The organism is Agarivorans sp. QJM3NY_29 (assembly GCF_050870835.2).
GTDB lineage: Bacteria > Pseudomonadota > Gammaproteobacteria > Enterobacterales > Celerinatantimonadaceae > Agarivorans.
Genome location: NZ_CP194036.2, coordinates 4622808 through 4648795, shown reverse-complemented (window position 1 = coordinate 4648795; position 25988 = coordinate 4622808). Strand labels below are relative to the sequence as shown.

At 47.1% G+C, this 25988-nt stretch carries 20 protein-coding genes; 16 read left to right on the top strand and 4 right to left on the bottom strand.

Translation table 11 applies throughout. The features are described from left to right. Positions 1-19 precede the first annotated feature (19 nt). Positions 20-2029 carry a methyl-accepting chemotaxis protein gene (locus ACRRS0_RS21165; protein ID WP_432455623.1) on the bottom strand — a complete coding sequence of 670 codons (2010 nt, stop codon included), beginning with the start codon at positions 2027-2029 and terminating at the stop codon, positions 20-22. Between the two features lie 337 nt (positions 2030-2366). Between ACRRS0_RS21165 and ACRRS0_RS21160 the strand changes: the two genes are divergently transcribed. The 12 genes from ACRRS0_RS21160 (at position 2367) to ACRRS0_RS21105 (ending at position 19817) form a co-directional block, all read left to right on the top strand. After that, complete coding sequence (locus tag ACRRS0_RS21160) at positions 2367-3548, top strand: carbohydrate porin (protein ID WP_432455624.1); 1182 nt, start codon at positions 2367-2369, stop codon at positions 3546-3548. 59 nt (positions 3549-3607) lie between these two features. Next, positions 3608-4519 carry a MalM family protein gene (locus tag ACRRS0_RS21155; protein WP_432455625.1) on the top strand — a complete coding sequence of 304 codons (912 nt, stop codon included), beginning with the start codon at positions 3608-3610 and terminating at the stop codon, positions 4517-4519. A gap of 239 nt (positions 4520-4758) precedes the next feature. Continuing rightward, the gene (locus tag ACRRS0_RS21150; protein WP_432455626.1) at positions 4759-7923 is read left to right on the top strand and encodes a GH116 family glycosyl hydrolase; all 3165 of its coding nucleotides are present in this window, start codon (positions 4759-4761) and stop codon (positions 7921-7923) included. A 47-nt stretch (positions 7924-7970) separates the two neighbouring features. Further along, positions 7971-10373 carry a GH36-type glycosyl hydrolase domain-containing protein gene (locus ACRRS0_RS21145; protein ID WP_432455627.1) on the top strand — a complete coding sequence of 801 codons (2403 nt, stop codon included), beginning with the start codon at positions 7971-7973 and terminating at the stop codon, positions 10371-10373. 372 nt (positions 10374-10745) lie between these two features. Next, entirely contained in the window at positions 10746-11753 is a 1008-nt protein-coding gene (locus ACRRS0_RS21140) for a LacI family DNA-binding transcriptional regulator (protein WP_432455628.1), read from the top strand. A 24-nt stretch (positions 11754-11777) separates the two neighbouring features. Then, complete coding sequence (locus tag ACRRS0_RS21135; RefSeq protein ID WP_432455629.1) at positions 11778-13025, top strand: extracellular solute-binding protein; 1248 nt, start codon at positions 11778-11780, stop codon at positions 13023-13025. 49 nt (positions 13026-13074) lie between these two features. Beyond that, complete coding sequence (locus ACRRS0_RS21130; protein WP_432455630.1) at positions 13075-14076, top strand: carbohydrate ABC transporter permease; 1002 nt, start codon at positions 13075-13077, stop codon at positions 14074-14076. A 1-nt stretch (position 14077) separates the two neighbouring features. Next, positions 14078-14929, top strand: coding sequence for a carbohydrate ABC transporter permease (locus tag ACRRS0_RS21125; RefSeq protein WP_432455631.1), 852 nt, complete (start codon positions 14078-14080; stop codon positions 14927-14929). A gap of 4 nt (positions 14930-14933) precedes the next feature. Beyond that, positions 14934-16274, top strand: coding sequence for a GH1 family beta-glucosidase (locus ACRRS0_RS21120; RefSeq protein ID WP_432455632.1), 1341 nt, complete (start codon positions 14934-14936; stop codon positions 16272-16274). A gap of 1 nt (position 16275) precedes the next feature. After that, positions 16276-17412 carry an ABC transporter ATP-binding protein gene (locus ACRRS0_RS21115; RefSeq protein ID WP_432455633.1) on the top strand — a complete coding sequence of 379 codons (1137 nt, stop codon included), beginning with the start codon at positions 16276-16278 and terminating at the stop codon, positions 17410-17412. A 176-nt stretch (positions 17413-17588) separates the two neighbouring features. After that, positions 17589-18194, top strand: a complete 606-nt coding sequence (locus tag ACRRS0_RS21110; RefSeq protein ID WP_432455634.1) for a GNAT family N-acetyltransferase — start codon at positions 17589-17591, stop codon at positions 18192-18194. A 276-nt stretch (positions 18195-18470) separates the two neighbouring features. Continuing rightward, positions 18471-19817 (top strand): class II 3-deoxy-7-phosphoheptulonate synthase, encoded by a 1347-nt coding sequence (locus ACRRS0_RS21105; RefSeq protein ID WP_432455635.1) that lies wholly within the window; start codon positions 18471-18473, stop codon positions 19815-19817. Positions 19818-19889: 72 nt separating this feature from the next. Here ACRRS0_RS21105 and ACRRS0_RS21100 read toward each other — a convergent pair whose 3' ends face one another. Together ACRRS0_RS21100 and ACRRS0_RS21095 are read right to left on the bottom strand one after the other, a co-directional pair. After that, complete coding sequence (locus ACRRS0_RS21100; protein WP_432455636.1) at positions 19890-20417, bottom strand: GNAT family N-acetyltransferase; 528 nt, start codon at positions 20415-20417, stop codon at positions 19890-19892. A 454-nt stretch (positions 20418-20871) separates the two neighbouring features. Further along, entirely contained in the window at positions 20872-21831 is a 960-nt protein-coding gene (locus tag ACRRS0_RS21095) for a nitrilase family protein (protein ID WP_432455637.1), read from the bottom strand. 96 nt (positions 21832-21927) lie between these two features. Between ACRRS0_RS21095 and ACRRS0_RS21090 the strand changes: the two genes are divergently transcribed. From ACRRS0_RS21090 to ACRRS0_RS21080, 3 genes are all read left to right on the top strand, one after another. Beyond that, entirely contained in the window at positions 21928-22818 is an 891-nt protein-coding gene (locus ACRRS0_RS21090; RefSeq protein ID WP_432455638.1) for a LysR family transcriptional regulator, read from the top strand. A gap of 152 nt (positions 22819-22970) precedes the next feature. Beyond that, complete coding sequence (locus ACRRS0_RS21085; RefSeq protein ID WP_432455639.1) at positions 22971-23501, top strand: hypothetical protein; 531 nt, start codon at positions 22971-22973, stop codon at positions 23499-23501. 21 nt (positions 23502-23522) lie between these two features. Further along, on the top strand, positions 23523-24068 hold the full coding sequence (locus ACRRS0_RS21080; protein ID WP_432455640.1) for a DUF2301 domain-containing membrane protein: 546 nt from the start codon (positions 23523-23525) through the stop codon (positions 24066-24068). A gap of 54 nt (positions 24069-24122) precedes the next feature. Here ACRRS0_RS21080 and ACRRS0_RS21075 read toward each other — a convergent pair whose 3' ends face one another. Further along, positions 24123-24917, bottom strand: coding sequence for a TSUP family transporter (locus ACRRS0_RS21075; protein WP_432455641.1), 795 nt, complete (start codon positions 24915-24917; stop codon positions 24123-24125). Positions 24918-25017: 100 nt separating this feature from the next. On the opposite strand from ACRRS0_RS21075, the gene ACRRS0_RS21070 reads away from it, so the two are divergent. After that, positions 25018-25923, top strand: coding sequence for a LysR family transcriptional regulator (locus ACRRS0_RS21070; protein WP_432455642.1), 906 nt, complete (start codon positions 25018-25020; stop codon positions 25921-25923). Positions 25924-25988: the final 65 nt, after the last annotated feature.

Here is a 25988-nt window from a genome sequence, read left to right as displayed (position 1 = left end):
CCTATTGCCAGATGGCAAGTTAAATGTTTGAGACTTGGGCATCAATATGAAAGCGCAAGCATAGCCTCAGTTGTTGCTGAGCAAAGTCTTCCAGTTGTTCGCTGGCTTGATGAAGCCGTGATACCACGGCATAGTTGTGCTGTGCCGACTGTGAGATCTGTTCCATGCTTCGTGAGACCTCGAGGCTGCTATTACGCTGTTGCCCGGTGGCAATACTTATTTCGTGATTGAGCCCCGCGAGGCAACTCACCGATTCACTGACTTGTTGTATATGCTGGCTAAGTCCCTGATAGTAAATTTGATTATCATCCATTGCTTGGGTGCAAGTTTGCATGTCTGATACCGCAGAATGGGCGACTTGTTGTAGTTGTTCGATCATTCCCTGAATCTGTTTGGTTGAGCTGGCGCTGCGTTGTGCAAGCTGTCGTACTTCGTCTGCCACGACCGCAAAGCCACGCCCTTGTTCACCGGCTCGAGCCGCTTCGATGGCGGCATTCAGTGCCAATAAGTTGGTTTGCTGAGTGATACCATCAATCACTTCAAGGATGCTGCCAATAACTTGGCTTTGTTCGGCGAGCTGTTCAATGTTTTTACCAGAGCGACTTAGGTGGCTGATTAACTGGTGATTACTATGGTTCGCCTGAGTGGTCAAATTGGCGCCTTGTTCGCTGAGCTGCTGGATCTGTTGCATGTTTTGACTGACATGCTCGGCGCGGCCAGCGACATCTTGGATTGCTTGTTCCATCTCGCTCATTGCAGAGGCCACGTTGAGGCACTCGTGACGCTGTTGGTTTAGTTGCTGTTGGATGTCGAGGCCATGGTGTTGGTTACTACTGGCGGCGCTCTCTAGCTGCTGGCTTTTCTGTTGTAGCTCGAGAACTACTTCGCGTTGTTGCTGGATCACTTGATTGATTTTTTTGCTGAGTAGACCAAATTCGTTGTTGGCTCGATAGTGGCATTGCTGTTGCAACTCGCCTTTGGCGAGAGCGCTCAAGGTGGCAAGCAATTGTTTTAAGGGTTGACGGATGGTGATAAATAGCAGTAGTCCTAGGCTCAAACAAAAGCCTATCGCAATCGCGGAGGCGCTGACTTGCCCCTGTCTGAGTTGGCTCAGTTTACTGAGACTATTCACCAGTTGTTGGGCGGTTTGAGTTTGCCTGGCTTGTTGCCAGTCACTCAATTGTTGGCTCAAAATACGGCTTTGCTGTTGTAAGGCTAAGCGTTGTTGTTGTTGGTGAAAGTGAGACTGTAAGTAGGCTGAGTATTGGCTGACGATCCCTTGTTCGCCAGTTAATTCGCTGAGTAATAGCGGCAGCTGGCGAGAAATGTCTTGATGGCTTAAGCCTAAGCGAGTGATGAGCTCCGAAAAATCGGCTTCGACTAGGTCGAGTTTTGCTTTGGCTGAGCGAAGGGCTGTTTTTACTTGCGCCAGATCTTGGCCGTTGAGCGCTCGGGCAGCTTGAGCCTGCATCAAGGAAAGCGCGGTATCAACATTAGTGAGCAGCATCTTGGGGTAGTCTTTTTTTACCGAAGCGCGAAGTTGCCCTAGGGCTTGGTTAAGCTGAATACTTAATAGTTGATATTGCGCGCGGTGTTCGGCGAGCTGTTGTTGTTGCTTGAGTAAAGGGGCTTGAGCGCTTAGAACTTGGCTGGCACGGGTAAACCAAAGCTCACTTTGTTGCTGCAGTTGTGCGCTATTAGTGTCAGTACTGAGGGCGCTAAGCGCCTTAAGTTGCTCAAAATAAACCTGAGCCTGTCGCTGAATTTGCTTGTTCAAGGCTTCGAGTTCACCAGCTTGGTGGCTATTTTCTGCCTGGCTTATGGTTTGAGCGCTTTGGGTTAGGGCTTGGATCAATGCTTGGCTGCTCGCCAGCCTTGGCAGATCTCGCTGATTTAATTGTTTGAGGCTGTTTTCCAGCGGCATGCTTAACTGCCAAGAAAGTCCAGCCATAGCCAGTAAACATAAGCCCAGAATGGTAAAGCTTAGGCTCGTCAGTTGAATGATCGATAACGTTCTAAAAATTCTCATCTTTGCAATCCGTGTTTTAGGTGTAAGCGCTTACCTGCGGTTTGTTGTATTTTTGTTTTAACCCCCTTGTCTATTGGTATTTTTTGTTGGATCATTACAATAAATGTAAGTGCTTTCATTGTTTCGTTAGCTGGACACAATATATTGGATCGTCTAGGCTAAATATTGAACAGGGATCACATTTGCTATTTTTGGTTATGTAAGCGCTTGCATTTGCGCTTTTGATCACAAAAATAGCGTTTTTATCTGTGTATATTCGAAATAGGTGGTGTTTACGTTGTTTGGAGTAGTAGCGAATTCACCCATAATACCTAAAACAGAAAAGGATTTTTTTACCATGAAAATGAAAGCGCTTACATTATCTTTGATGTTAGTTTCACTCGGTTCAGTTGCTGGAACACCTAATTTTTCTGGCTATGGCCGTTATGCGCAAGAAGCATCGGGTGACGAAATGATTTATCTAAAAGGGGATTACGGCGAAATTAATGCCGCTGGCCGTTTAGGTAACGAAGGTAACTGGATGGAGTGGATGTTGACCCAAGACTTCGAAATGGATCAATCCAAATTTAACTTGAATGTGATGATCGGTACTCCGGGCCATGATGATTGGGGTAAGTTGTTTTACTTACAACAATTCTATGGTGGCGGTTCAGGCATTTTTCCTTCGCAACCCGATGCCTATGTATGGGCGGGTAAGCGATTTTATGGGCGTGAGCAAGGTGGTTTGAGTGATTACTACATGCTGAGTGCCGATGGCAGTGGCGCAGGTGTGGATAACTTGGATGTAGGGTTTGGTAAGCTCGACTTAGGTTGGACTCAGGCTGGAGACGGTGCAGGGGCTGCAAATACCACCCAAGGCACGGTCAACATGCTGATGTTGCACTTGCATGACATGAAAATTGGCAAGCAAGGTACTTTAAAATTTAGAGCCAACTATGCATTTGCCTTAGCCGATATTAAAGACAACTTAGAAAATGATACGGCAATGCAGTTGTTTGCGGCCTATCGACACACTTTTGGTGACAACTGGGTACAGTTGGCGGGTCGTTATGAAACCGATGGTGCAGCATTTACCACCGCTAACTCTTCGGGGACTAGCTGGGCGGGTTATGAGGATAAAACCGCACGTAGTTACGGCGCCTTTGTTGATGGTGCGATTACGCTTGGTGAAATGACAGCCATGGAATACAACGCCAACTATTTGAAGGTCGATTGTACTGAAACCGGTTGTTCTTTCGATGAGAAAGAAGAGTACGGGGTGGCGGTTCGTCCGCAACACCATTGGAACGATTATATGGCGACTGCTGTAGAAGCTGGTTTTCATAATACCAAGGAAGATTCGAATCAATCGGATGCTTGGAAGTTAACCTTGTCACAAAACTTCCAGATTGGTCACTTTATGTGGTCTCGTCCAGTCGTACGTTTTTATGTCGTTACCGGTGAGAAGAAAAATACGGGTAAAAATGCGGGTACCACCGATTTAACCAAGGTGGGAGCCATGGTTGAGGCTTGGTGGTAAACCCAGAGGGCAGTGTTTTGGGTGCTAGTTTGCTAGCACCCAATACAGGGAGAAATAAAGTGAATAAACACTATAGTTTGTTACTGATAAGTGCATGTCTGGTTGCTTGTTCGAGCACTCAGGCGGTGGATGTCGAAGACCCTTTTCGTGGCTGGGGCTCACAATTTAGTGACCAAACCGAGTTGCGTAATCGTTTAGATGCGCAGCAACCGAGTGTGCAAATTGAACAATTATCTTATCGTTTACTATCGGCCGATCGCACCAACCGTGTGGATATTGGACTAAACTCATCGGTCGTTGAGTTTGCCGAAGGACGCTCCTATGTGGCGGCATTAGCACTCCCTGAGCATCTTGAGCAAGTTGAAGTTGAAGTTGATAGTCTGATTACCAACATGGTGTTTGTCCCAACGATTGCAGTATATGACAAACAGCTACAACCCTTAGCTAAGTTTAATCAAACGACACTCAGCGCCGAGGGTTTCTTAACCATTAAACAACAATTTAGTCCTACTTTAGCGAGAAAGGCCCGCTATATATTGGTTTATACCGCCCACGAGCAGTTATTTGGTAAGACCGAACTCATTGATCCCAAAGTGGCCTATGAACTAAAAATGGGCATCGATCGCCCCGCTGCGCGTAAGGTGTATGCGAAACACTCACCAATTGGTCAGATCAATATACGGCTGAATAAAGTGCAATTTGGGTCACAATTTAAGGCGACGACTTCGAATAGTGCGGGTGCTACGGTACTTGCAACTGCAGCCGCTACATCGTTGGTCGAACCAAGCAAGGTTCAAGCCGTTACGGTTTTACAACCGGCCACGGAGCAGTTTTACCAGCAACAAATTCGGCTAGCGATAGCCGAGGGTAATATTGAGCAAGCGTTACTGTTTCTTAAAGAGGCAGAAGCTGCAGGTTCAAATACTGCCCAACATACCTTCACCGAAGCAATCAAGGAGAAAATACCCTAGTTCATCGTGTAATCCTTAAATTCTTTATTCCTTGTCGTATTGGCATACGGCTCCTAAGGAGCCGTTTTTTTTTGCCACCAAAATGTGTGCGTAGCTCGGTCATGGAAGCACCGAGAGTGGGGGAATTAAGGTTTTTGAAGGTTGTTAAATTTAATGGTCAGTGAATAGATTTTATTTCTTGTACAAGGAGTTACTAATGTGCCCAACAGTTGTTGATGTGATTAAAATGAGGGCTGCTTATGAAGATTGAACAGTATTTAGCGGCTTCTTCGCTCCGTGGCAGTGTTGCCGAGCTGATGGCCCCGGGTTTGGCTTCGGAGTTTGTTCAGCCTTGGTATCAACCCTTGCCAACTACCCCCTTAACGACAGGGATGGCGATGGGCGGAATTGGCAATACTTATAGTTTGTCGATCAGTGGTTGTAGTCCTGTGTTCAATTTTTTGCCAGGGATTCAAGTGCGCGCTGAACGTAACGACAGTTTGCGGATGGCAGATTTTTATTTTAGTGAGCAGGATGAGTTACGGGTTGGCGAGCTTCGTATTATTGAGCCTGCCGACTTTATTCAACAAATTTCTTTGTATCCCTTGCTCGATGATCAAGGGCAAGAGTTATTTAGTCCCGATCAAAGTCAAGCGCAATGGTTAGCTGGTTTACAGCGTTTGCTCGATGAACCTCAACTATATGCTTGGAATAAGCAACGATTGGCGGATTGGAAAATTCATTTAGATCGAAACTTAAAGCTGGCGCTGAGTACTGGGCAAGTGGATCGTCGTGCCAATTGCCAGTTACTCCTTAAGTATTTTGGTGGCTGTGTTCAAGAACAGTGTTTTCAGCGCTCGCTGATCGCCGATTGTGAGGCCGATAGTTACCTTAAGCAACCGGCTTGGCCTGCAGAGCAGATTCAATATCAAGGTTTATACCCGGTGGCGCAGAGCGATTATTCGGGGGCGGTGTTACAGCTGAGCAAGACCCATTACAGCTTTATTGAAGCAGATAATGAAGCTTTGTGCCGTCTGCCGGTCTCGCTTACTCAATTTTGCGTTCATAATCCGAGCCAGCGAACTCAGCGCTTTAATCTGGTTCAGGTTCAGGAAAATCTAATTGGTTTTCAGGTCACTAAGGAGCGAGTTGGGAGTCAGGACGCGTCGTTTATGTTGGTTCGTCAAGCCAGGCAGCAGCAGGGAGAACTCTTTAGTGAGCGTTGTGAGCAAGGGCAGCGAATATCGCTATTAATGAGTGGAGAGTCTTACCAAGATTGTTTGGGCGAGATGGCGCTCTCGCTACAAGCGCCAGCGCAGTGTCAGTTGAGTGCCAATCATTGTTTTTACACCGCCCATGCCGATAAAGTGGTGGCTCAGGCTTTAGCTGGCGGCGGCTTGAGTGGTCAAAGCAAACGCGGGATCTATAGCGGTCGTGAACTCTGCTCTTCGGCCTTGCAGTTGACGGCTACGCTCGCCCCCGGCGAAACGCTGCAATTCTGTTTTATGACCGTATTAGATTTACCGCAAGTTGAAATGAATGGCTTAAGTAGTGAGAAGGCTTATGTGCGTCAGTTTCCCCAAGCGAAACAGCGTGCTCTGGCGATTGCGCGCTTTGCCTGGTCGAAGCAGCAAGACTATTTGCAACAGGCCTTTGCAGGGCTTTGGAAACGCGCCCAGTTTAGTCAGCAGGAAGATCCTCAATTACGCCAACAGTTGACAACAATGGCTTTGAATAGCTTATCTTTTCTAGCCGAGGCGACGGTTTGGGATAAGCAGGACCGCTTTTTGATCCGTGAATGTGTTGATTACCCGTTCTTCAATTCCTTAGATGTGTACTTTTACGGTTCGTTTAGTCTATTGAGCTTGTTACCTCGGCTCGATGGTGAGGTGATGCGGCGTTTTGCCGACGCAGTATTGGCTGACGATTTTCGGCAACGACGCCATCATATCTATACCGAAGAACCCTATGCCGAACTCAGTCATCCGAAATATCAGGCAGAACGCGCGATTAGAGGGGCGGTTTGTCACGATTTAGGGAGTCCCTTCGATTGTCGTCCCGATGCCTATGATTGGCATAACGTGAAGGAATGGAAGGATCTGGCTCCAAAATTTGTGTTGATGGTATTGCGTCATGTGAGCTTATTTGACGATCCAACATTGCTTGAAGATTGTTGGCCAGCGGTGCAGCAGGCGATGAATTATCTAGAGAAAATGATCGAACCGGGTCAGCAATTTCCGTTGACCAATGGGACCGATGATACCTTCGATAATTTGCGCTCACATGGCATTTCTTGTTATAGCGGTTCGTTGTGGCTGGCCGCTTTACAGGCTTGTGCCAGCTTAGCGAAGTTGCGCGGTGCGGAACTGTTGGCCGAACAGTATCGGCAGCGTTTAGCGGTGGCTAAGCAGCAGTTTGACGATAGTCTATGGGACGAACAACAGGGTTATTACCTGTTCTATGTGACTCCTTTGCGTGCTAGTCAGGTGGATCGACAACAACTACCACAATTGGCTGAGCATTTTTCCTTACTCAGCCAGCAAGCTTATCAACAGACTAGCTTGAGTGAATTAGTCGTCGCGATTAATCACTGGTTGAACCAACCGTTATTGTTCCCATCATTGACCGAGGACCAGCAAGCCTTGTGGTGGCAGCACTGGAATTGTCCATGGCCAGAGCAGGCAGGAAAATTGGCGCAACGGCGGCTGAAAAAACTATTGCTGTTAAATGGCGGTGGTGATTGGTGCCTGCAGGGCGAGCAATGGCTGGTGTTGGATAGCGATGATATTTTTGCCGATCAACTTTTAGCCGATAGCTACCTGCGTTGGTTGGGACAAGAGGCTTTATTTGAGCAGGCGCGTTGCCAGCGGGTATTGCAGCACGTTTATCAATACAACTATCGGCTCAACAGCCCGCGAGTGGGAGCGGCAAATTTGGTCAAGCATAATGGTGCGCCAAAGGCCTGGGATAATTTTCAAGCTCACGATGTGTGGATTGGCGTGCAGTATTCGCTTGCTTTGGCGATGCAGCAGCATCACCAGCCGCAATCCGAAGAACTGCTTGCGTCGGTATATCGGCTGCTATATCAAAGCGCACAGATCCCCTTCGCGGCACCAGAGGGCTTTAACGCCACGGTGCGTTTGCAAGCCCAAGACTTGCCCACATGGTTGAGTGCATCTGAGCGAGATGACTTACTCGCAGCCTTAAAGCAGCATGGTTTACTGCAAGCCGATGGTCGAGTTGCCGGAGACTTAAGCGAAGACTTTGGCCAATTTAGCCAAGATTACGCCAGTTTATTCGCGGAGTGGTTGTTAGATTGCGGCGAAATTTTTCGCCTATTGCATGCGACCGCCTTGAAATATACCGCCGGTCGTTACCTGCGACCGGGGATGATTTTTGCCCTTGCCGACCAGCACCAAGGCTGAGCGATGCAGTATTTATCGAATTTTTTTTGAATTAAAGGTTAGTGATTATGAAGTATGGATATTTTGATGACCAGCATAAGGAATATGTGGTCACCACGCCAAAAACGCCGATCAAGTGGATTAACTATGTGGGGACACTTGATTTTGGTGGCATCGTCGATTGTTCGGGCGGCGCCTTGTTATGTAGTGAAGATCCGGCCTTAAATCGGATCACCAAGTATATCGCTCAGCAGCCAGCTTCTGAATTTAAAGGTAGTACGCTGTATGTTCGGATCCGTAAAGATGGCGAATACTTGCTGTTTTCACCTTTCTATACACCAACCCTGAACGAGTTAGATCGTTACGAATGCCGAGTGGGTTTGTCTTACACCCGTTGGCTAGCAGAAGCACACGGTGTGAGAGTGGAAGTGTGCTATTTTGTGCCACCCGGCAGTAAGGTGATGCTGCAGGATATTCGGCTGACTAACATTGGTGGTGAAGCGCTGGAAATTGATTTGATCCCCGCCTTCGAATTTAGTCATTTCGATGCCTTAAAACAGCTCACCAATGCAGATTGGGTACCGCAAACCATGCAGCTAAAAGCCCATCAACAGGCGGGCGGACAGGTGGTATTGGAGCAGTATGCTTACATGAAACGTGATAGTTGTGTGAATTATGTAACGGCGAACCGCCCGGTGGATTCTTGGGAAGGCGATCGGCGGGCCTTTCTTGGCGACAATGAATACGGCAGTTGGGCCAATCCCAGAGCTCTACTTGCACCGCAATTGAGCAACTCAGAATGTGTGCGTGGCGATACCATGGCTGCCTTGATGATCAAATTAGGCAGTTTGGCGTCGGGGCAGAGTGAGCAAAGCATTGTTCAAATTGGTCAAGCGGCTTCGCTAGAGGACGCGTGTACGAGCATCGAACGTTATCGAGATACCGAAAGCGTGGCTGAGGCTTTTTCTGGCTTAGCTGAATTTTGGCAAGACTATTTGTCAGTGATGCAGGTAGATACACCCGATACTTCACTCAACAGCATGCTTAATATTCATAACCCTCGGCAATGCCATACCACCAAGAACTGGTCGCGTTATCTGTCGCTATATCAATTAGGGTACGGTGCTCGAGGCATTGGTTTTCGAGACTCTTCACAGGATCTACTGGGGGTGATGAGCCATATGCCGGAGCAAGCGAAACCATTTATGGAGCGTTTGTTATCGGTGCAAAAGCCTGATGGCTCGGCGATGCATCAATATTTTCCGATGACCATGGAAGCCACCGAAGGCGATTCTCGAGAAGAGTTGGATCGCGCCAGCTATTATGGTGATGATCATCTATGGATCATCTTAACGGTGGCGCAATACCTGAAAGAAACCGGTAATTTGGAGTTTTTGCAGCAGCCGGTGAGCTTCTATCAAACGGGGATTGCGGAAGCAGAGCGAGAGCAGGCGACGGTATTAGAGCACTTACTGAGAGGGATTGAGTTTACTCGCAGTAACATCGGTGCCCATGGTTTGCCTTTGCTGGGTTTTGCGGACTGGAATGATACGGTGAATCTACCGCTAGGCGCTGAGTCCTTGTTTGTGGCAAACCTTTATGGCAAAGCGATTATTGAACTAAAAGAAGTGCTTAGCTTCTGTGGTGAGCAAGACTTAGTGACTCGTTTAGATAATTATTATCAACAGATGCAGTCTCAGGTGAATCAACATGCTTGGGACGGTGAGTGGTGGTTGCGCTATTTTGATGAGCAGACTCAAGCCTTAGGATCGACCCAAAACCAGCAGGGGAAGATTTATGCCAATGCTCAATCCTGGCCGGTGATCTCTGAGTTTGCCGATGTGTCGCGAGCAACCATGGGGCTTGATGCTGTTAAGCGTTTACTGAATACCGAACGCGGCATTAAATTATCTTGGCCGGGTTATACTGGCTACGACGAAAAGCTGGGAGGGGTCTCTACTTATCCCCCTGGCGCGAAAGAAAATGGTGGTATTTTCTTGCACTCTAACCCTTGGGTGGTGATTGCTGAAACCAAGCTTGGCCGCGCCGATCAGGCTTACCAGTATTATCGTCAGATTAATCCGGCTTCACGAAATGATGATTTGGATTGTTTTCAATCGGAGCCCTATTGCTATCCACAAAATGTGTTAGGTGATGAACATCCACAGTTTGGTCTGGCGCGTAATGCTTGGTTATCGGGCACCGCTAGCTGGATGTATGTTGCTGCAACCCAGTATATTTTAGGGATCCGTCCGGAAATGACTGGTTTGCGGATCCAGCCTTGTATTCCGGACGCGTGGCCGGGCTTTAAAGTGGTGCGTAAGTATCGCGGTGCGAGTTATCACATCGAAGTGCTTCGCTCCGCTTTGACCACGAGTCAACTCTATTTGGAAGGGGAAGCGATTGTTGGAGATTTGATCCCAGAGCAGGCACCAGGGGTTTATCAAGTTCGCTTGGAACTTGCTCGATAAATCAGCGGTAATACGCGTGGTAAACAGTAATGCGCTTAACCCGCGTATTGCTGCACCGCCACGGATTTAAGGCGAGGAATACTGGGCTTGCGAGCGATTGAAGTCGCGCACACTTAGGATATTAATGTTAAATATGTGATTTGACATTATGTTTTTTAATTTATTGAATATAAACTAGTTTTTTTGTTTCATAATTTCATTGTTGTTTCATTGAGTGTAAGTTATGCGTCTGTTCACAGTTCTACCAGTCATATTTTGCAAAGAATTGACAATTGTTGGCTGGCGAAGCACTATTTAGGAAAGCGCTTACATTAACCCTGAATAGGGTTTTTTAATCAAATTGAATGTAAGCGCTTACATAGGGAGTGATTGATGGCCACCATCAGAGAAGTATCAGAATTGGCAAATGTATCTCAAGCCACCGTGTCGCGAGTCATTAATGGCAATAAGAAAGTGTCAGAAACGACTCGTGTTCGGGTGGAAGCTGCGATGCGTGATTTGGGCTATCGTCCCAATAGTTTTGCCCAAGCCCTTGCCTCAAGTCGTTCAACCAGCATTGGTATGGTTGTAAGTAGTTTATCAGGCCCATTCTTTGGGCCAATCATGCATGAAGTCGAACAAGAACTGCGTGCCAACGGCCACCATTTAGTGGCGACCAGCGGTGATGATATTGAGGAGCGCGAGCGCGAGGCGATTGGTTTTTTGCTATCGCGACAGGTTGATGCCCTCATTCTGCATGTGACGATGATCGGCGACGATGAATTGATCGAAATTTCCAAACAGGGTCGGCCGCTGGTATTGATCAACCGGTTTGTGCCTGAGTTGGCGAACAGCTGCATTTTTCTCGATAACGAATTGGGTGGTTACTTAGCCACCAAACATTTATTAGACCTTGGACACCGCTCTGTCGCTTGTATTTGCGGACCAATGAATAAGCAAGATAGTCGTGATCGGGTGCAAGGCTATCGGATTGCGCTGGCAGAGCAGAAGGTGGCTTTTGATCCCAATCTGGTGGCTGAGGGCAGTTATGACGAAGACGGGGGCCTTGCTCCCGCTAGAAAATTAATCCAACGTGATGTGAATTTTACCGCGGTTTTTTGTGGAAATGACAACATTGCCTTGGGCGTTTATGACGTATTAGCAGAACAGCGTAAGCAGGTAGGCAAAGATGTCTCGGTGGTCGGCTACGATGATGTTCTGTTATCTCGTTATTTAAGGCCAAAACTAACGACTGTCCACTTTCCCGTAGTGGAAATGGGGAAAGCGGCAGCACGTTTAGTTTTGAAAAAGATCTCCGGAAAAGGCGACATGGAAGCAATTGAGTTGACTCCCGAATTAGTGGTTCGAGAATCGACCGCCCAGCCTCTTTCAACGGAGTGATAAATCACAAAAGGAAATTGAAAGATGACAAAGAAAAAACTGCTAGTCTCTGCTTTGTTTGGACTCGGTTTGGCATGCACGGCTAATGCGGCTCAAACTGAAATCCGCTTCGACGGTTTTCCAGATTTCGATAGTAGCTTAAAACAAATATTGCCAAAGTTCTATCAAGAAAATCCGGATCTGAAAGTTGATTATGTGATGAACAACTGGGGAGACCATCACAATAAGTTAACCACCAATCTCGCAACTGGCTCGGGTGCTGGTGATGTGGTGGTGGTCGATGTGGGTCGGATTGGCGCCTTCGTAAACAAGGGCGGGTTTGTAAACCTCTCTGAAAAATATGATGTCGACAGTTTAGCTGACCAATACGCACCTTATGCGTGGACTCAGGGTCAGGGCGTGGACGGAGCACAATATGGTATACCGGTGGATTTGGGCCCAGGGGTATTGTATTACCGTCGTGATGTAGCTGATTCTGTGGGTGCCGATATCAATAAGGTGATCCACGATTGGGATAGTTACATTGAATACGGTAAGAAGTTAAAACCGAAAGGTGTTTACTTGATTGCGTCGGCTGCCGATGTTGCTGAAGCGATTATTTACACCACGGTTGAAGATGGTAATGGGCTTTACTTTGATGCCCAGGGTAAATCCTTACTGCAATCACCTCGCTTTGTAAAAGCCTTTGAAACTGCGAAAAAAATTCGTGATCTAGGTCTGGATGCCAAAATTACTGCTTGGAGTAACGAGTGGTATGAAGGCTTTAAACAAGGCACCTTGGCGACCCAACTTTCTGGGGCTTGGTTGCTTGGCCACTTAAAAAACTGGATGGCACCAGATACCGCTGGTAAATGGGGCGTGTCGAATCTGCCTGATGGCATCTACGGTAGCTGGGGTGGTTCATTCTTAGTGATCCCCAAACAAAGTAACAAGCAGGATCAAGCTTGGACATTGATTAAGTATATGGCGACTCGTCCTGATGTGGAGCTAGAGGCCTTTAAAACGATTGCTGCCTTCCCTTCATTAGTTGCGACTTACGACGACCCCATGTTTGACGAAAAAATCGACTTCCTCAATGGACAAAAAGCTCGTTTGTTGTTCGCTGAAGTGGCTAAAAACGTGAAACCCGTTAAGCCAGCGAAGGGCGATCAAGTGGCTCGCTCAATCATCTTAGATGCCGCTCTAGGCGAAGTTTTGGATGAAGGTAAAGACGTGAAGACGGCACTTGCCGAAGCTGATCGTATTCTGCAACGTCGCTTAAAAGCAATGTAAGTCTATCTGGCCTGGAGCTACTCCAGGCCAAGCTGTTAGGGATATTGTTATGTCGTCAACAACGAAAGATGCAACTCGCTTTGAGCCTAGGACTGGCACTTTGCGACATTGGTTTGAACAGGGGGGCCGAGAGCGGCTGGCTCCCTATCTATTTTTAGCCCCTTATCTGGTTTTATTTTTGGTATTTGGCTTATTCCCTTTACTGTTCTCTATGTTTCTCTCCTTTCACCAATGGAATCCGGTGGCAGGCTTGGATTCCATGAAATTTAATGGCTTAGAGAACTACGTTTTAGCCTTGGACGACCCATGGTTATGGCGTTCCTTAAAGAACACCTTTTGGTTGGCATTAACCTCCGGTTTTGCTCAGCATTTGGTGGCGATCCCGGTGGCTTGTATTTTGGTCTCTTTGGGCAGTCGGGCGCGTCATTTGCTCACATCGGCGTTCTTTTTACCTTTTATCACCTCCACGGTGGCGGTCTCGTTGATCTTTTTCAACATGTATTCGCCTAACTCGGGGATCATCAACAAGGTCTTATTAGCCTTAGCTCAGTCAGATATGTTTTCTTGGGCCTTTGGCTGGATAGAGCAGTACATGCCGATCCGTTGGTTGGAAGAAAAAGCCACCTTGAAACCGGCAATTGCTTTTGTGGTGTTTTGGAAGTACACCGGCTTCAATATTGTGCTCTACACCACGGGTTTGATGACCATTCCCAAAGACCTGTATGAGGCAGCTCGGATCGATGGCGCGAATGCGACCCAACAATTTTGGTATATCTCTTTGCCCATGTTGCGTCCTTTCATCTTCTTTGCCACTACCCTGACTATCATCGGGAATCTGCAGTTGTTTGAAGAACCCTTCATCCTTACCCGTGGTACCGGCGGCGTGGGGCAATCGGGTCAAACGATTGCTATGTATCTGTATCGAGTCGGTTGGGAATGGCTGGAAATGGGCACTGCATCGGCGATTTCATGGTTATTGTTCCTGCTAATTGGTGGTTTTACCCTAGTCCACTTTTTCTTCTTTGGTAAACAGGGTATGGGAGACAACTAACATGGATAAGCGTGATATTTTTTTCTATTGGTTGAAGAAATTTAGTCTGTATTTACTCGTCACCGTGCTGAGTATTTCAGCCTTTTTTACGGTGTTTCCGTTCATTTGGTCGGCACTATTATCAACCCATGATCGCAGCACTATTTTTAGCACCGAGCTGATCATGAGCATCGGCGATAGTCTCGGTTACAACTACCAGCGAATGATAGAGGTGATGCCTTTCTGGTCGGCGATGTTTAACAGCATCTATGTTTCGGTACTGGGAACGACGATCTCTTTACTATTTTGTAGCATGGGCGGTTACGCCTTTGGGGTATATCGCTTCAAGGGTAAAAATGTTCTGTTTGCAATGCTGATAGGCTCAATGATGGTGCCACCAGTGGTGGGGATTATTCCTTACTTCCTGACCATCAAGTTCCTTGGACTGCTGGACACCCACGTGGCAATTTGGCTGCCCTTCACAGCGACACCTTTTTGTATTTTCATGGTCCGCCAATATGTGGTGGCCTCGATCCCCAAAGAGCTATTGGAAGCGGCGAAGTTAGATGGTGCTGGTGAATTTCGGACCTATTGGTCGGTGGTGTTACCGCTGATGCGTCCGGCATTGGCAACGGTGGGTATTGTTCAATTTGTGATGTTCTGGAATATGTTCTTGCAGCCGTTGATTGCGCTCAACAGCAGTGAAAATTTCGTGTTGACCACCGCCTTGCGCAGTGTACAGGGCCTGCCGAATACCCCTTGGGGCGCGGTGATGTTAGGGACCACCTTGTCGATATTACCGATTGTATTGGTCTATCTATTTGCGTCTAAGCAGATGATTAGTGGTATGACAAGTGGCGCAGTAAAAGGATAATTAGATGAGTTTTAAGTTTGCTCCAGACAGTGTGCTGTATCGCCCTGAATTTGAATTTGGTGCCGCGACTGCTGCCTTTCAAATTGAAGGGGCGAGACATCGTGATGGTAAGAGTGACTCGATATGGGATACCTTTTGCGCAACCCCCGGTAAGGTCGCTAATGGTGATACAGGCGATATCGCTTGCCAACACTATGAGCGTTGGCCTGAAGATTTCGAGTTAATTTCGCAACTCAATTTAGATTGTTACCGTTTGTCGATTTCTTGGCCGCGGATTATCCCCCAGCCCGATGGCAAGGTGAATCCCGCTGGCTTAGCTTTCTATCGAGAGCAATTAGAGGCGCTGAAACGACTTGGGATTAAAGCCAACGTTACCCTTTATCACTGGGATCTTCCGCAGTATTTAGAAGACAGAGGTGGTTGGTTAAATCGGGAAACCGCTTACAAATTTGCCGAATATGCGGCAGTGGTAACCCAAGAGCTGGGGGAGCTGGTTGACAGTTTTACCACCTTTAACGAACCTCTATGTAGTGCATTTTTAGGCTATCGCATTGGTATCCATGCGCCGGGTGTAAAAGATGATCGTTGTGGTTTTCAGGCGGTGCATCATCTGCTGTTAGCTCATGGCTTAGCTTTGCCCAAAATGCGCGCTAATGCGCCTCACGCCAAACATGGCATTGTGCTTAATTTTTCACCGGCTTACCCACTTAAGCCGAGTGATGAAGCGGCGGTGGTCATCGCTGATGCAGAGGATACCCATTGGTTTATTCAACCGCTTCTGGAAGGGACTTACCCAGAATTAATGCGTCAGCTACGGCCACAGTGGTGGCCGTTAATTCTGCCTGGCGATTTGGCGCTGATCCATCAACCCTTGGATTTCATTGGCATTAATTACTATACCCGCAGAGTTGTTACGAGCGACCCTGAAACGCTTTATCGCTGGGTCAAATTAGATGATGTGGAACGCACCGCTATGGGTTGGGAAGTTTACCCCGAAGGTTTAAGCGATCTATTGCTTGCATTGCATCAACGCTATTCGCTGCCACCAGTGATCATTACCGAGAACGGCATGGCATCTGACGACCAGGTGATTGATGGCAAGGTCAACGATCAGCAGCGTTGCGACTATTTCCAAAGTCATCTACAAGCGGTTGATCATGCGGTTCGACAAGGCGTTCCAGTATGTGCCTATTATGCCTGGAGTCTGATGGATAACTTTGAGTGGTCTTTTGGTTACGACAAACGTTTTGGATTGATCCATGTCGACTATCAGACTCAGCAACGCACGATTAAGCAGAGTGGATTGCAATTTGCGCAATTCCTCGCGCAGCGTAAAGGATTATGAGATGAGTACTTTAAATTTTAAGAATGTGAAAAAGAATTATGGTGACGTTGAGGTGGTAAAAGGCTTTGACCTGCATATTGCCGATGGCGAGTTTGTGGTTTTGCTCGGTGCTTCGGGTTGTGGTAAGTCGACAACCTTACGCATGGTTGCAGGTTTAGAAGATATTAGCTCCGGTGAGGTGGTCTTGGGTGGGCGAGTGATTAATAAGGTGAATCCTAAAGACCGTGACCTTGCCATGGTTTTTCAAAGTTATGCCTTATATCCACATATGACGGTCTATCAAAATATTGCTTTTGCCTTGAAATTATCAGGCATGAGTCAGCAAGACATTGACGAACGGGTGCAATGGGCGTCGAAGATGCTCAATCTTGAAACCTTACTCCAGCGCAAACCTAAGGCGCTCTCGGGTGGGCAGCGACAAAGGGTCGCAATGGGACGTGCCATGGTGAGGACTCCCAAGCTATTCTTGTTTGATGAACCCTTGTCGAACCTCGACGCTAAGTTACGCGGCAAAATGCGCTCCGAAATTAAAGCTTTGCACCGCGAGTTAGGTGTTACCACCTTATATGTCACACACGATCAAATTGAGGCAATGACCCTGGCCGATCGTATCGTGATTATGGATAAGGGGGTGATCTCGCAAATTGGTAGCCCAGAAGAGGTATTCTGTAAACCGAATAACCGATTTGTAGCCGGTTTTATTGGTAATCCGACGATGAACTTTTTTGCGGCGACCATAGAGCAGCATGAAGGGCAGCTGCAGATCCAATGCAGTGGTCACTACCTACCGTTACCGGAACGTTTCAAAGAGAAAGCAAGCGTTGGTCAGGCGGTGGAGCTGGGCTTACGACCAACCGATTTGCATGTTCGGGCTGAGCGAGTCGGGCATACTGACATCAGTAAGTTGCCAGTGACGCTGCTAGACAAAGAGCTATTAGGTGCCAGTATGCTACTCAACTGCGAGTTTGCGGGCTGTCCAATGCAGGCGGAAATTGCCAGCGAAAGCTTTGTTCTCGAGGGCGATAAACTGGATCTTGTGGTGGATATGACCTCGCTACACCTGTTTGATTTAAAACAGGGACACAGCTTGGCTGTATTTCCAAACACTGCCGGAGCGGGCCTTGCTTCAGTTGGTTAATGTTGTACCTGTCTGCTGAGTTGAGTTTAGCAGGCCGTGAGGAGTAATGAATTTACCAAGGGAAGCATTCGTGCTTCCCTTGATGTATCTACTTTGCCCTACCTTGGTGGGTTGTATCATCGGCTATTTACTTTAATATGCTTGTCTTGTGGATAACATGATGAAGGGACCCAATCATGAGCAATACCGAGTATTTGACTGAAACGGAATTAACCGCCGAAGATGTCTTATTGTTACCGTTGCAGGCTGAACATAAAGCAGGCTTATTGGCCGCTGAAGCGGATGGCCAGTTGAGCCAATTATGGTATACCTCGGTACCCAACGCTGAATCGATCGATGATTATCTTGAAACTGCCTTTGGCGAACAACAGGCAGGGCGAGCCTTGCCTTTTGTGGTGATTGATAAACACCGCAAGCAGGTGATTGGGACGACTCGATTTTGTAATGCGGATGCCAGCAACCGCCGCTTAGAAATTGGTTACACCTGGTATGCCAAAAGCTATCAACGTTCGGCAGTCAATACCCAATGTAAGTTGTTATTGCTAACTTATGCTTTTGAGCTCTTAGACTCGATTGCGGTCGAGTTTCGAACTCACTGGCATAATCATGCTTCACGTAATGCGATTGCTCGGCTTGGAGCAAAACAAGATGGCGTGTTGCGACAGCATAGTATCGATGCCCAAGGTCGTTATCGCGATACCGTGGTATTTTCGATTACTCAACAAGAATGGCCAACGGTAAAGCAATCTTTGCAGTATAAACTGGGTGTTTATCAGGGGTAGTGGCCGTATTGGGTGAGGCGACGGTTTTTCTATAGCCACAGTGAAACGGCTTGATATGCGCGGCTAATCAGCGCTAGCTGTGGCATTATCTAAAAAGATTAGAGAATTAAACTAACAATCATTCAGTTTTTGTTGATAACTGCTGTGTTGTGAGGTTTTTTATTCAATCATCGGCATAGATACTCACTTCTATGATTAAAAAAAATGAAATTAGCGCTTTTCATGTGCGGGATAATGCCTATTATGGGTATTTTTAGTACATCCTCGGGAACAGTAATGACGCAATGGACACCCTCAAGCTGGAGAGATAAACCAGTAAAACAATTACCCACCTACCCTGATCAACAAAAGCTACAACAGACCGAGCAATATTTGGCCGACCAGCCACCGTTGGTATTTGCAGGTGAAGCGCGAGCGCTACGTAAAGATTTAGCAAAAGTAGCTCAGGGTGAAGCGTTTTTGTTGCAAGGGGGCGATTGCGCCGAAAGTTTTGACGAATTTAGAACCAGTCATATTCGCGATACTTTTAAAGCCTTAATGCAAATGGCAGTAGTTTTGACCTTTGGTGGTCAAAAACCGGTGGTGAAAATTGGTCGTATTGCCGGGCAATTTGCCAAGCCGCGTAGTGACGATATGGAAACCATAGATGGGGTGAGCTGGCCTTCTTACCGAGGCGATATCATTAATGAAATCGGTTTTAGTGAACAGAGCCGGGTGCCGGATCCAGAGCGGATGTTACGCGCCTACAATCAATCAACGTCAACGCTCAACTTGCTACGAGCCTTCGCTCAAGGCGGTTTGGCTGACTTGAATAAAGTTCACAAGTGGAACTTGGATTTCATCAAAAAAAGTCCCTTAGGAGAGCGTTACGAAAGTATTGCGAGTAGCATCGAAGAGTCTTTAGCCTTTATGAATGCCTGTGGTATTAATCCGGCGACCGCTCCGCAGCTGCGTGAAACTACTTTGTATACTTCGCACGAAGCTTTACTTCTGCCCTATGAGCAAGCTTTAACCCGTTGTGATAGCTTAACTGGTAAGTGGTACGATTGTTCGGCGCATATGTTGTGGATCGGCGACCGTACTCGTCAAATCGATCATGCTCATATCGAATTCTTGCGCGGTGTGGAAAATGCAATTGGCTTAAAAGCAGGGCCAACCACCGATCCTGAAGAGTTATTACGAATTATCGACATTATTAACCCAGAGAACGAAGCAGGCCGTTTAAACCTGATTGTTCGGATGGGGGCCGACAAGGTAGCGGATCATCTTCCAGGACTAATTCAAGCGGTAGAACGCGAAGGTAAAAATGTGGTCTGGAGCTGTGACCCAATGCATGGCAATACCATTAAAGCTCCGAATGGTTACAAAACGCGTCGAGTCGATGATGTATTACGCGAAGTGCAACAGTTCTTCCAGATCCACAAATCCGAAGGGTCTTACGCGGGCGGCGTGCATTTTGAAATGACTGGTCGTAATGTCACCGAATGTGTTGGTGGTGCTTTCCAAATCACCGAACACGACTTGGCGCAGCGCTACCATACTTATTGTGATCCCCGCTTAAATGCCGATCAGGCTTTGGAGCTGGCGTTTTTAATTGCGGATCATATTAAAGCGGCTCGCTAAACCAGCGATGCTAGACTAAGCCACCTATGGGTGGCTTTTTTGTCTGCTTTGAATGATTTTAGATGCGCCGTTTTAGCCTCGATGGTGATTGATTGCTCTATTGCTTTTAGATTCGCCGCTTGACCATTGATGATTAACGATGGCCCAGCGCTGGTGATCTTTCCAGCCGAATCCGCCAATGTTTAAATAATGCTTCGAATACCCTTCGTTCTCAAATCCCGCTTTTGATACCAGTTTAATTGAGCTTGTATTTTCGGGCTGAATATTGGCTTCCAAGCGATGTAGCTTCAGTTGGAAAAAAGCTTCTTCTAGTAATAGTCTTATACCAATCGTCATATACCCTTTTCCTTGATAGGGCATGAATACTTCGTAGCCTAAATATGCAGATTGAAAATAGCCTCTTACCACGCCAGAAATATTGAAGGTTCCTACAATATCACCGCTCTCTGTGAGACAGAGAAAATAGCGATATTCATCTGCCAGATAACCTGCATAGTTGCTTGGTGGATAGCTCCATGGCTGATGAAGCGAAGTGCTTGCTTGATAGAGCGCTTTGATCGATTCAGCATCCTCTGGCTTTGGTTTTCTTAAAAATAACACCGTCTAACTCCTAATTTTTAAGGCTCGCAAAAGAGCGCTGGGTTGGTCGTGGGGCACGACGATAGTAGCAAGGTTATTTAACTGCTGAAGATGGACTGGTTGGGCGAATCAGTCGGCTCTACAAATTGCAGTTAAGCTTCAAAAATTTCATCGATGCCGTTTGACTTTGCACCAAACGATGACCTGTTTTTGTGTGTCCCGTTTTAATTGTTATGGCTTTCTGTAAAGGCGAATTATTTGAGATGAATCGCTGATTCAAACAGAGGTTAAAAGTAGAAAAATACTGATCTTGCGCGTCATGTTTTAAGTTGCACATGTTTCCTAAATGGACGATGTTTGTCAACTTGACATATCTGGTGGAAACCAGCCATATGGGGTTGCGCGAGTGGTTTTCTATGGGCACTGAATACCAGTGGAGCGGCTGACGCAAGCGCCGATCCACGGTTCTGTTTCGTTAGTTTTCCTGAAACCTCGCTGCATATGGATTTAGTTGGTCATCAGTGGTTTCGCAGATGGGATGATATAAGCTTGGGCGACGTCCGCGGATCCATCGTCGACCGGTGCACATTTCCAATTCATCGCCTTTTAGATCGGCTACAACCATGTCATTGTCGATCTTGTCAGATTCAACAATCACTTCTCCATATGGGTTCAGTACCATGGCATTGCCGGTCCGTACTTCATCTAAATCTAAACCAACGCCATTACTAAATATCAGGAACATTCCATTGTCGTGCGCCCGAGCAGGTAACCAACGCATCAGCCATTGACGTCCTTTTTTGCCTTGCATTTCAGCCCGTAGCGCATGTGGATTTTGTTTACGTTGATGCCAAAGTTGTGGGTCGATGAGCCCCATGGCTTGAGGGCTGCGCGAGTTACAGCCGCCAGTTTGGTGGGGCGCAATGAGAATGTCAGCGCCCATCAGGGCCGTGATTCGAGCATTCTCAACCAAGTTATTGTCCCAGCAGATCAAGATACCGACACGGCAACCGTGCGGAGTGTCGAAAACAGTATAACGATCGCCACTCGACATGTATTGGCTAATAAAGGTATGTAGTTTTCGATGTTTCTCTAGGCGACCATCGGGCATTGCCATCACATAGGTATTAAATAGTTGGTTATTGTCGGCTAACTCAATTAAGCCTGCGCCAATAGTCATCTGATATCGCTTGGCTAAATCTAATAAATGTTGGCAGCTTGGTCCTTGCGGAACGGGTTCTGCTAGCCCTCTGATCGCGTCTTCACTCAACTGAGAAACATGCCAGTAGCCAGTAATGCACATTTCTGGAAAGACGATGATTTTTACAGCTTGTGCTGCTGCCGAGATGACATAGTTTTGTATCACCGATAGATTGAAGGATTTATCATCGGCTTTATGATTAAACTGGACGGAAGCGACGCGTAGATCTTTCATGTTGACCTCTTTCTAAAACAAACGGGATGAGTAAGTGTAGAAATTTCATTTCATTCCGTATAATGAATAATTCTCAACTATTGATGAGTAAATGGAATGGATATCGATCTTATTCAGGCTTTCTGTCAGCTTGCAAAAGATAGAAATTACACGCTCGCTGCGGCTCGCCTTTTTATCAGTCAATCAGCATTGACTAAAAAAATTAAACGCTTAGAAGAGAGCATTGGGGTGGCATTGTTTACTCGCGGAAGGAATGGTGCCGAGTTGACTCAAGCGGGCGCAAGCCTTTTGCCGGAAGCTGTAAGCCTCACCGCTCGATTTGTAAGTTTCGAGCGTTTGGCCAGTTGTGTTGCTGCAGGTGAGTATGGCCATTTAAAGGTTGGTTTTGGTATTTCAACTTATCTTCAGGCTCCTTTACTGATCGCTAAATTTAAGCAGCAATTTCCCCATGTTCATATCACGCTAAATGACCTCCCTTCATCGGACCAAGTGGAGGCTTTGCTCGATGGTGACTTGCACTTGAGCTTTAACCGTTTGCCGGATATTAAGCCGCCTTTAAAAGGCATGCAGCTGTTTTCCGATGGTTTGGCTATTGCGGTGAACAGCAGTCAAAGGGTCGACGAATCTAATATTTTGGCGTCATTGGCTAAGCTAAATTATCTACAACTGCGCCCTTCTCGTGGACAGGGTTTAGCGACTCAAATTGAGCGCTATTTTAGTGCAAACCAACTTAGCGTAAGAGCGACGCAAGAGGCGAATGATATCCTGACCTTGCTGACTTTAGTTTCTGCGGATCTCGGCTATACCATTGTTCCTCAAAGTACCAGTACCATCTGCCAAGATAATATCCGTTTAATCCCGATTCATGGTCCTGATGCTGTTTGGGATGTCGGTTTAATTTGGAACGATAGCCAACAGGACGGGGTGCGTGATCAGTTTATCAATGCAGTCTCTATCAATGAAATGATCCCGCTGGGCGGTCATTAGATGTTTCTGGATGAAAGCTTGGGTCGGGGTTTATTGGGCTCTGTGGTGATTTTGATCGCGACCGTGCTTGTGAGCAATTTATCTGCAAGACCGATCTTTTAGTTAATCTGTCGCTAAACTTAAGCATCGTTCAATGATTAAGGATAGTGAAGATGGCCTGGGCTTTGACGCGAACCCAATGGGTGGTATTAATCGGTTTGCTGTTTAATATTGTGGCCGCCTTAATGACCAATTTTTATATTGACCGGGTCAGTCAAGATGCCCATGGAATGGTGCAACGCCAGCAGCAGCATGACAAATTAATCGGACAAACCTGGCAACAAGTTGACGGATTAGAGCGCAAACGAGAACTGATCTATAGCCTGCTGGCGAGTGAAGCTCAGACTCAGCGCTCGATCCCCGTTCATGTACAGCAGCTGGTCGCTAAAGATTTGCAGTATTGGTTGGAGCAAGGGGAAATTTCGGCCATAAGTTTGGATAATCTGGCGAGTCTGGACTTTTTTATTGATAAAATTCAAAATAGTTTGCGCCAGCGCATTGATCATTGGTATTTGCAGAATATCGATTTAAGCAGTCGTTATACTGAGCAAATGGCGACCATTTCAGCTTTGAGAAATTTAGCATTATTTCTACAAATTATTGGCTTGGCGCTGATTTTAGCACGCGACTTAAGTCGTCATTGATAAGCAAATAAGGGCAGTATTGTGGCCAACACCGAACATCAGGAAAACTTAGATAGTATCGATAAATTGAGTGTCTTGTCTTATCGCTTAGGCTGGCTAGTGCTGGCTTTTGCCTTTGCCTGGGCCGCTTACAGCGGTATTTATCAGCATGCCATTAGGCAGCCCTTATGGCTATTAGCCGCGGCTTGTAGTTTGTTGGCACACAATTTACATATTTACAGCAAATCGATTCGTTACTTAGTGCAAGCCTGTGGATGGGCGGCACTTTGGTTAAGTTTACTTTTCTATCTATGGCATTGGCCGCTACTGGCAAGCCTCGCGATGGGGGCTTTTTATGTGGTGGTATCGGCCTTGGTCTATAAAGAGAGCTTTTGCTTCGATTTAGGTCTACTGCGTTGGTTGCCCACGGTATTACTGGCGGATTGGTTAATTTATTTAAGTCCCTGGAGTCAATTGCGGCTGCCTTTGCTATGTTTCATCAGCATTGGCTGCGTGATTATTGCCTATCAGAAACTCAAGCAGCCGCTGCACTTTGATATTGGCAAGCGCAGCAATTACCAATTGTAGCCGCTGTGAACAAGCGCAGCGCTGGTATTGCCAAGCACAAGCGGTTTACTGCGCTTAGGCGAGTAGATTGAGCGGTAGTTGCTCGTACAGTAGCTTGGCGCTCATCAGTAGCGTAACCGAGATAAATACCGGTCTTATCAGTCGATTTCCTTGCGACATCACCAGTCGACTGCCCAGTAGTGAGCCTAAGACTTGTCCTACCCCCATGGTGAGTCCGATAGCATAATCAATACTTCCCAGATGAATGAAAAACACTAGCGAGATGATATTCCCCATTAAATTGAGGGGCTTGGTCATCATGGTGGCTTGTTTGAGGGTATGACCTAATAACATGACAAAGGCTATCATCCAGATTGAGCCAGTTCCGGGTCCAAAGAATCCATTGTAGAAGCCAATGATCGGCCCGCATATCAGCATAAATTGGGTGATGGAGAGCTTGGCTGGTGAGGCCGCACTGGTTTTTAATTGTTTGGACAGGATCGAATAAACGGTGATCGCCAACATTAAAACAGGTAACAGCACTTCCAATAGCTCTTTATTAAACAGACTGACGCAGTAGGATCCCGCTAAGGCTCCCGCGGCAGTAGTGGCGATCCCCAGACCCAGCCCCTTCAGGTTCAATTGCTTGTGCAATAAAAAACTGAGGGCGGTGGTGAGCTCTCCGATCACCGCCTGAAAGCGGTTGGTTCCTAGTACTGTCATCGCAGGAAGTCCGGCGAGCATCAAGCCTGGCACGGCAATCAGTCCGCCTCCGCCAGCAATTGCATCCACCACGCCCGCGACAATCGCGACCACAAACAAGATCAGATAAATATTGCTGTTCAGCTCGGCAAGTAGACTGGTTTGCATCGATTTTTCCATGATAATTGAATAACTGGCAATAGTTGTAACATGGCTAAGCATGTAGTTAAATTAACAGATCTTTATTCCATCATTAAGGTGAAGCTTAATGCTTAATTCTCAGGATCTGCAATTTTTTGTCGTTATTGCGGCCAGTCGGTCTTTGGCTGCGGCGGCGCGAACAATGAATGTGACTCCGCCGAGTGTGTCGCAACGCCTCAAAACGATTGAACAAAAGCTAGGGGTTAGCTTGGTGGAGCGAACCGCCCGAGCGATATCGCTGACCAGTGAAGGGCAGCTGTTGGCGGAAAGAGGCCGTTTGCTGTTAACTCATCTGGCAGCGATTAGTGAGGATATTTCAACCAACAAACTGACCGTTTCCGGCCATCTTCGGCTGGTGGCACCACTGGGACTAGGGACAAAGCATATCGGGCCAATTATTGGCGAATTTCAACAACTTTATCCCTTAACCGAGATTGAATTAATTCTGTCTGATGCCCCAAAATGGTCGGTGCATCAGAGTCCTGACTTGCTGTTGTATATTGGCGCGCTGCAGGATTCATCATTAAAGCGTGTGGTCTTGGCGCAAAATCAAAGATTATTGCTGGCATCTCCAAGCTACCTCGCCACGGCTCCGGCCCTCGTCAAGCCAGCCGATTTAGCCCAGCATCGCTGTATTGTGCTCAGAGAAAACGATGAGGATGCCAGCATGTGGCGTTTTACTGAAACCGCCACCAGGACGCCCCATTCGGTCAGAGTTGAACCTCATCTGGCGAGTAATGTGGGTCAAGTGACGAAAGACTGGTGTCTTGCTGGACGAGGGCTGATGTTGCGCTCTGGCTGGGATGTGAATAAAGAGTTGGCCCAAGGGCAACTGTTGCCGCTATTGCCCGATTACAGCTTAGCTGCGGCGGATATTGTTGCCCTGCTTTCCGCCGATAGCGATCATCGAGCTAAAAAAGTGACCGTTTTTCTCGATTTTTTAAAAGAAAAGCTTAGGCAAAGGCTTGCTTAGCGCGGGCCTCTGTTTTCTGACTGGTGGCATCAGGCGGTGTTTATATTTGCTTATAGCCATGCCAC

Coding starts and splice junctions, on each gene's coding strand:
- ACRRS0_RS21165 (WP_432455623.1), bottom strand. CDS start 2,029: ATGAGAATTTTTAGAACGTTATCGATCATTCAACTGACGAGCCTAAGC.
- ACRRS0_RS21160 (WP_432455624.1), top strand. CDS start 2,367: ATGAAAATGAAAGCGCTTACATTATCTTTGATGTTAGTTTCACTCGGT.
- ACRRS0_RS21150 (WP_432455626.1), top strand. CDS start 4,759: ATGAAGATTGAACAGTATTTAGCGGCTTCTTCGCTCCGTGGCAGTGTT.
- ACRRS0_RS21145 (WP_432455627.1), top strand. CDS start 7,971: ATGAAGTATGGATATTTTGATGACCAGCATAAGGAATATGTGGTCACC.
- ACRRS0_RS21140 (WP_432455628.1), top strand. CDS start 10,746: ATGGCCACCATCAGAGAAGTATCAGAATTGGCAAATGTATCTCAAGCC.
- ACRRS0_RS21135 (WP_432455629.1), top strand. CDS start 11,778: ATGACAAAGAAAAAACTGCTAGTCTCTGCTTTGTTTGGACTCGGTTTG.
- ACRRS0_RS21130 (WP_432455630.1), top strand. CDS start 13,075: ATGTCGTCAACAACGAAAGATGCAACTCGCTTTGAGCCTAGGACTGGC.
- ACRRS0_RS21125 (WP_432455631.1), top strand. CDS start 14,078: ATGGATAAGCGTGATATTTTTTTCTATTGGTTGAAGAAATTTAGTCTG.
- ACRRS0_RS21120 (WP_432455632.1), top strand. CDS start 14,934: ATGAGTTTTAAGTTTGCTCCAGACAGTGTGCTGTATCGCCCTGAATTT.
- ACRRS0_RS21115 (WP_432455633.1), top strand. CDS start 16,276: ATGAGTACTTTAAATTTTAAGAATGTGAAAAAGAATTATGGTGACGTT.
- ACRRS0_RS21110 (WP_432455634.1), top strand. CDS start 17,589: ATGAGCAATACCGAGTATTTGACTGAAACGGAATTAACCGCCGAAGAT.
- ACRRS0_RS21105 (WP_432455635.1), top strand. CDS start 18,471: ATGACGCAATGGACACCCTCAAGCTGGAGAGATAAACCAGTAAAACAA.
- ACRRS0_RS21095 (WP_432455637.1), bottom strand. CDS start 21,831: ATGAAAGATCTACGCGTCGCTTCCGTCCAGTTTAATCATAAAGCCGAT.
- ACRRS0_RS21090 (WP_432455638.1), top strand. CDS start 21,928: ATGGATATCGATCTTATTCAGGCTTTCTGTCAGCTTGCAAAAGATAGA.
- ACRRS0_RS21085 (WP_432455639.1), top strand. CDS start 22,971: ATGGCCTGGGCTTTGACGCGAACCCAATGGGTGGTATTAATCGGTTTG.
- ACRRS0_RS21075 (WP_432455641.1), bottom strand. CDS start 24,917: ATGCAAACCAGTCTACTTGCCGAGCTGAACAGCAATATTTATCTGATC.
- ACRRS0_RS21070 (WP_432455642.1), top strand. CDS start 25,018: ATGCTTAATTCTCAGGATCTGCAATTTTTTGTCGTTATTGCGGCCAGT.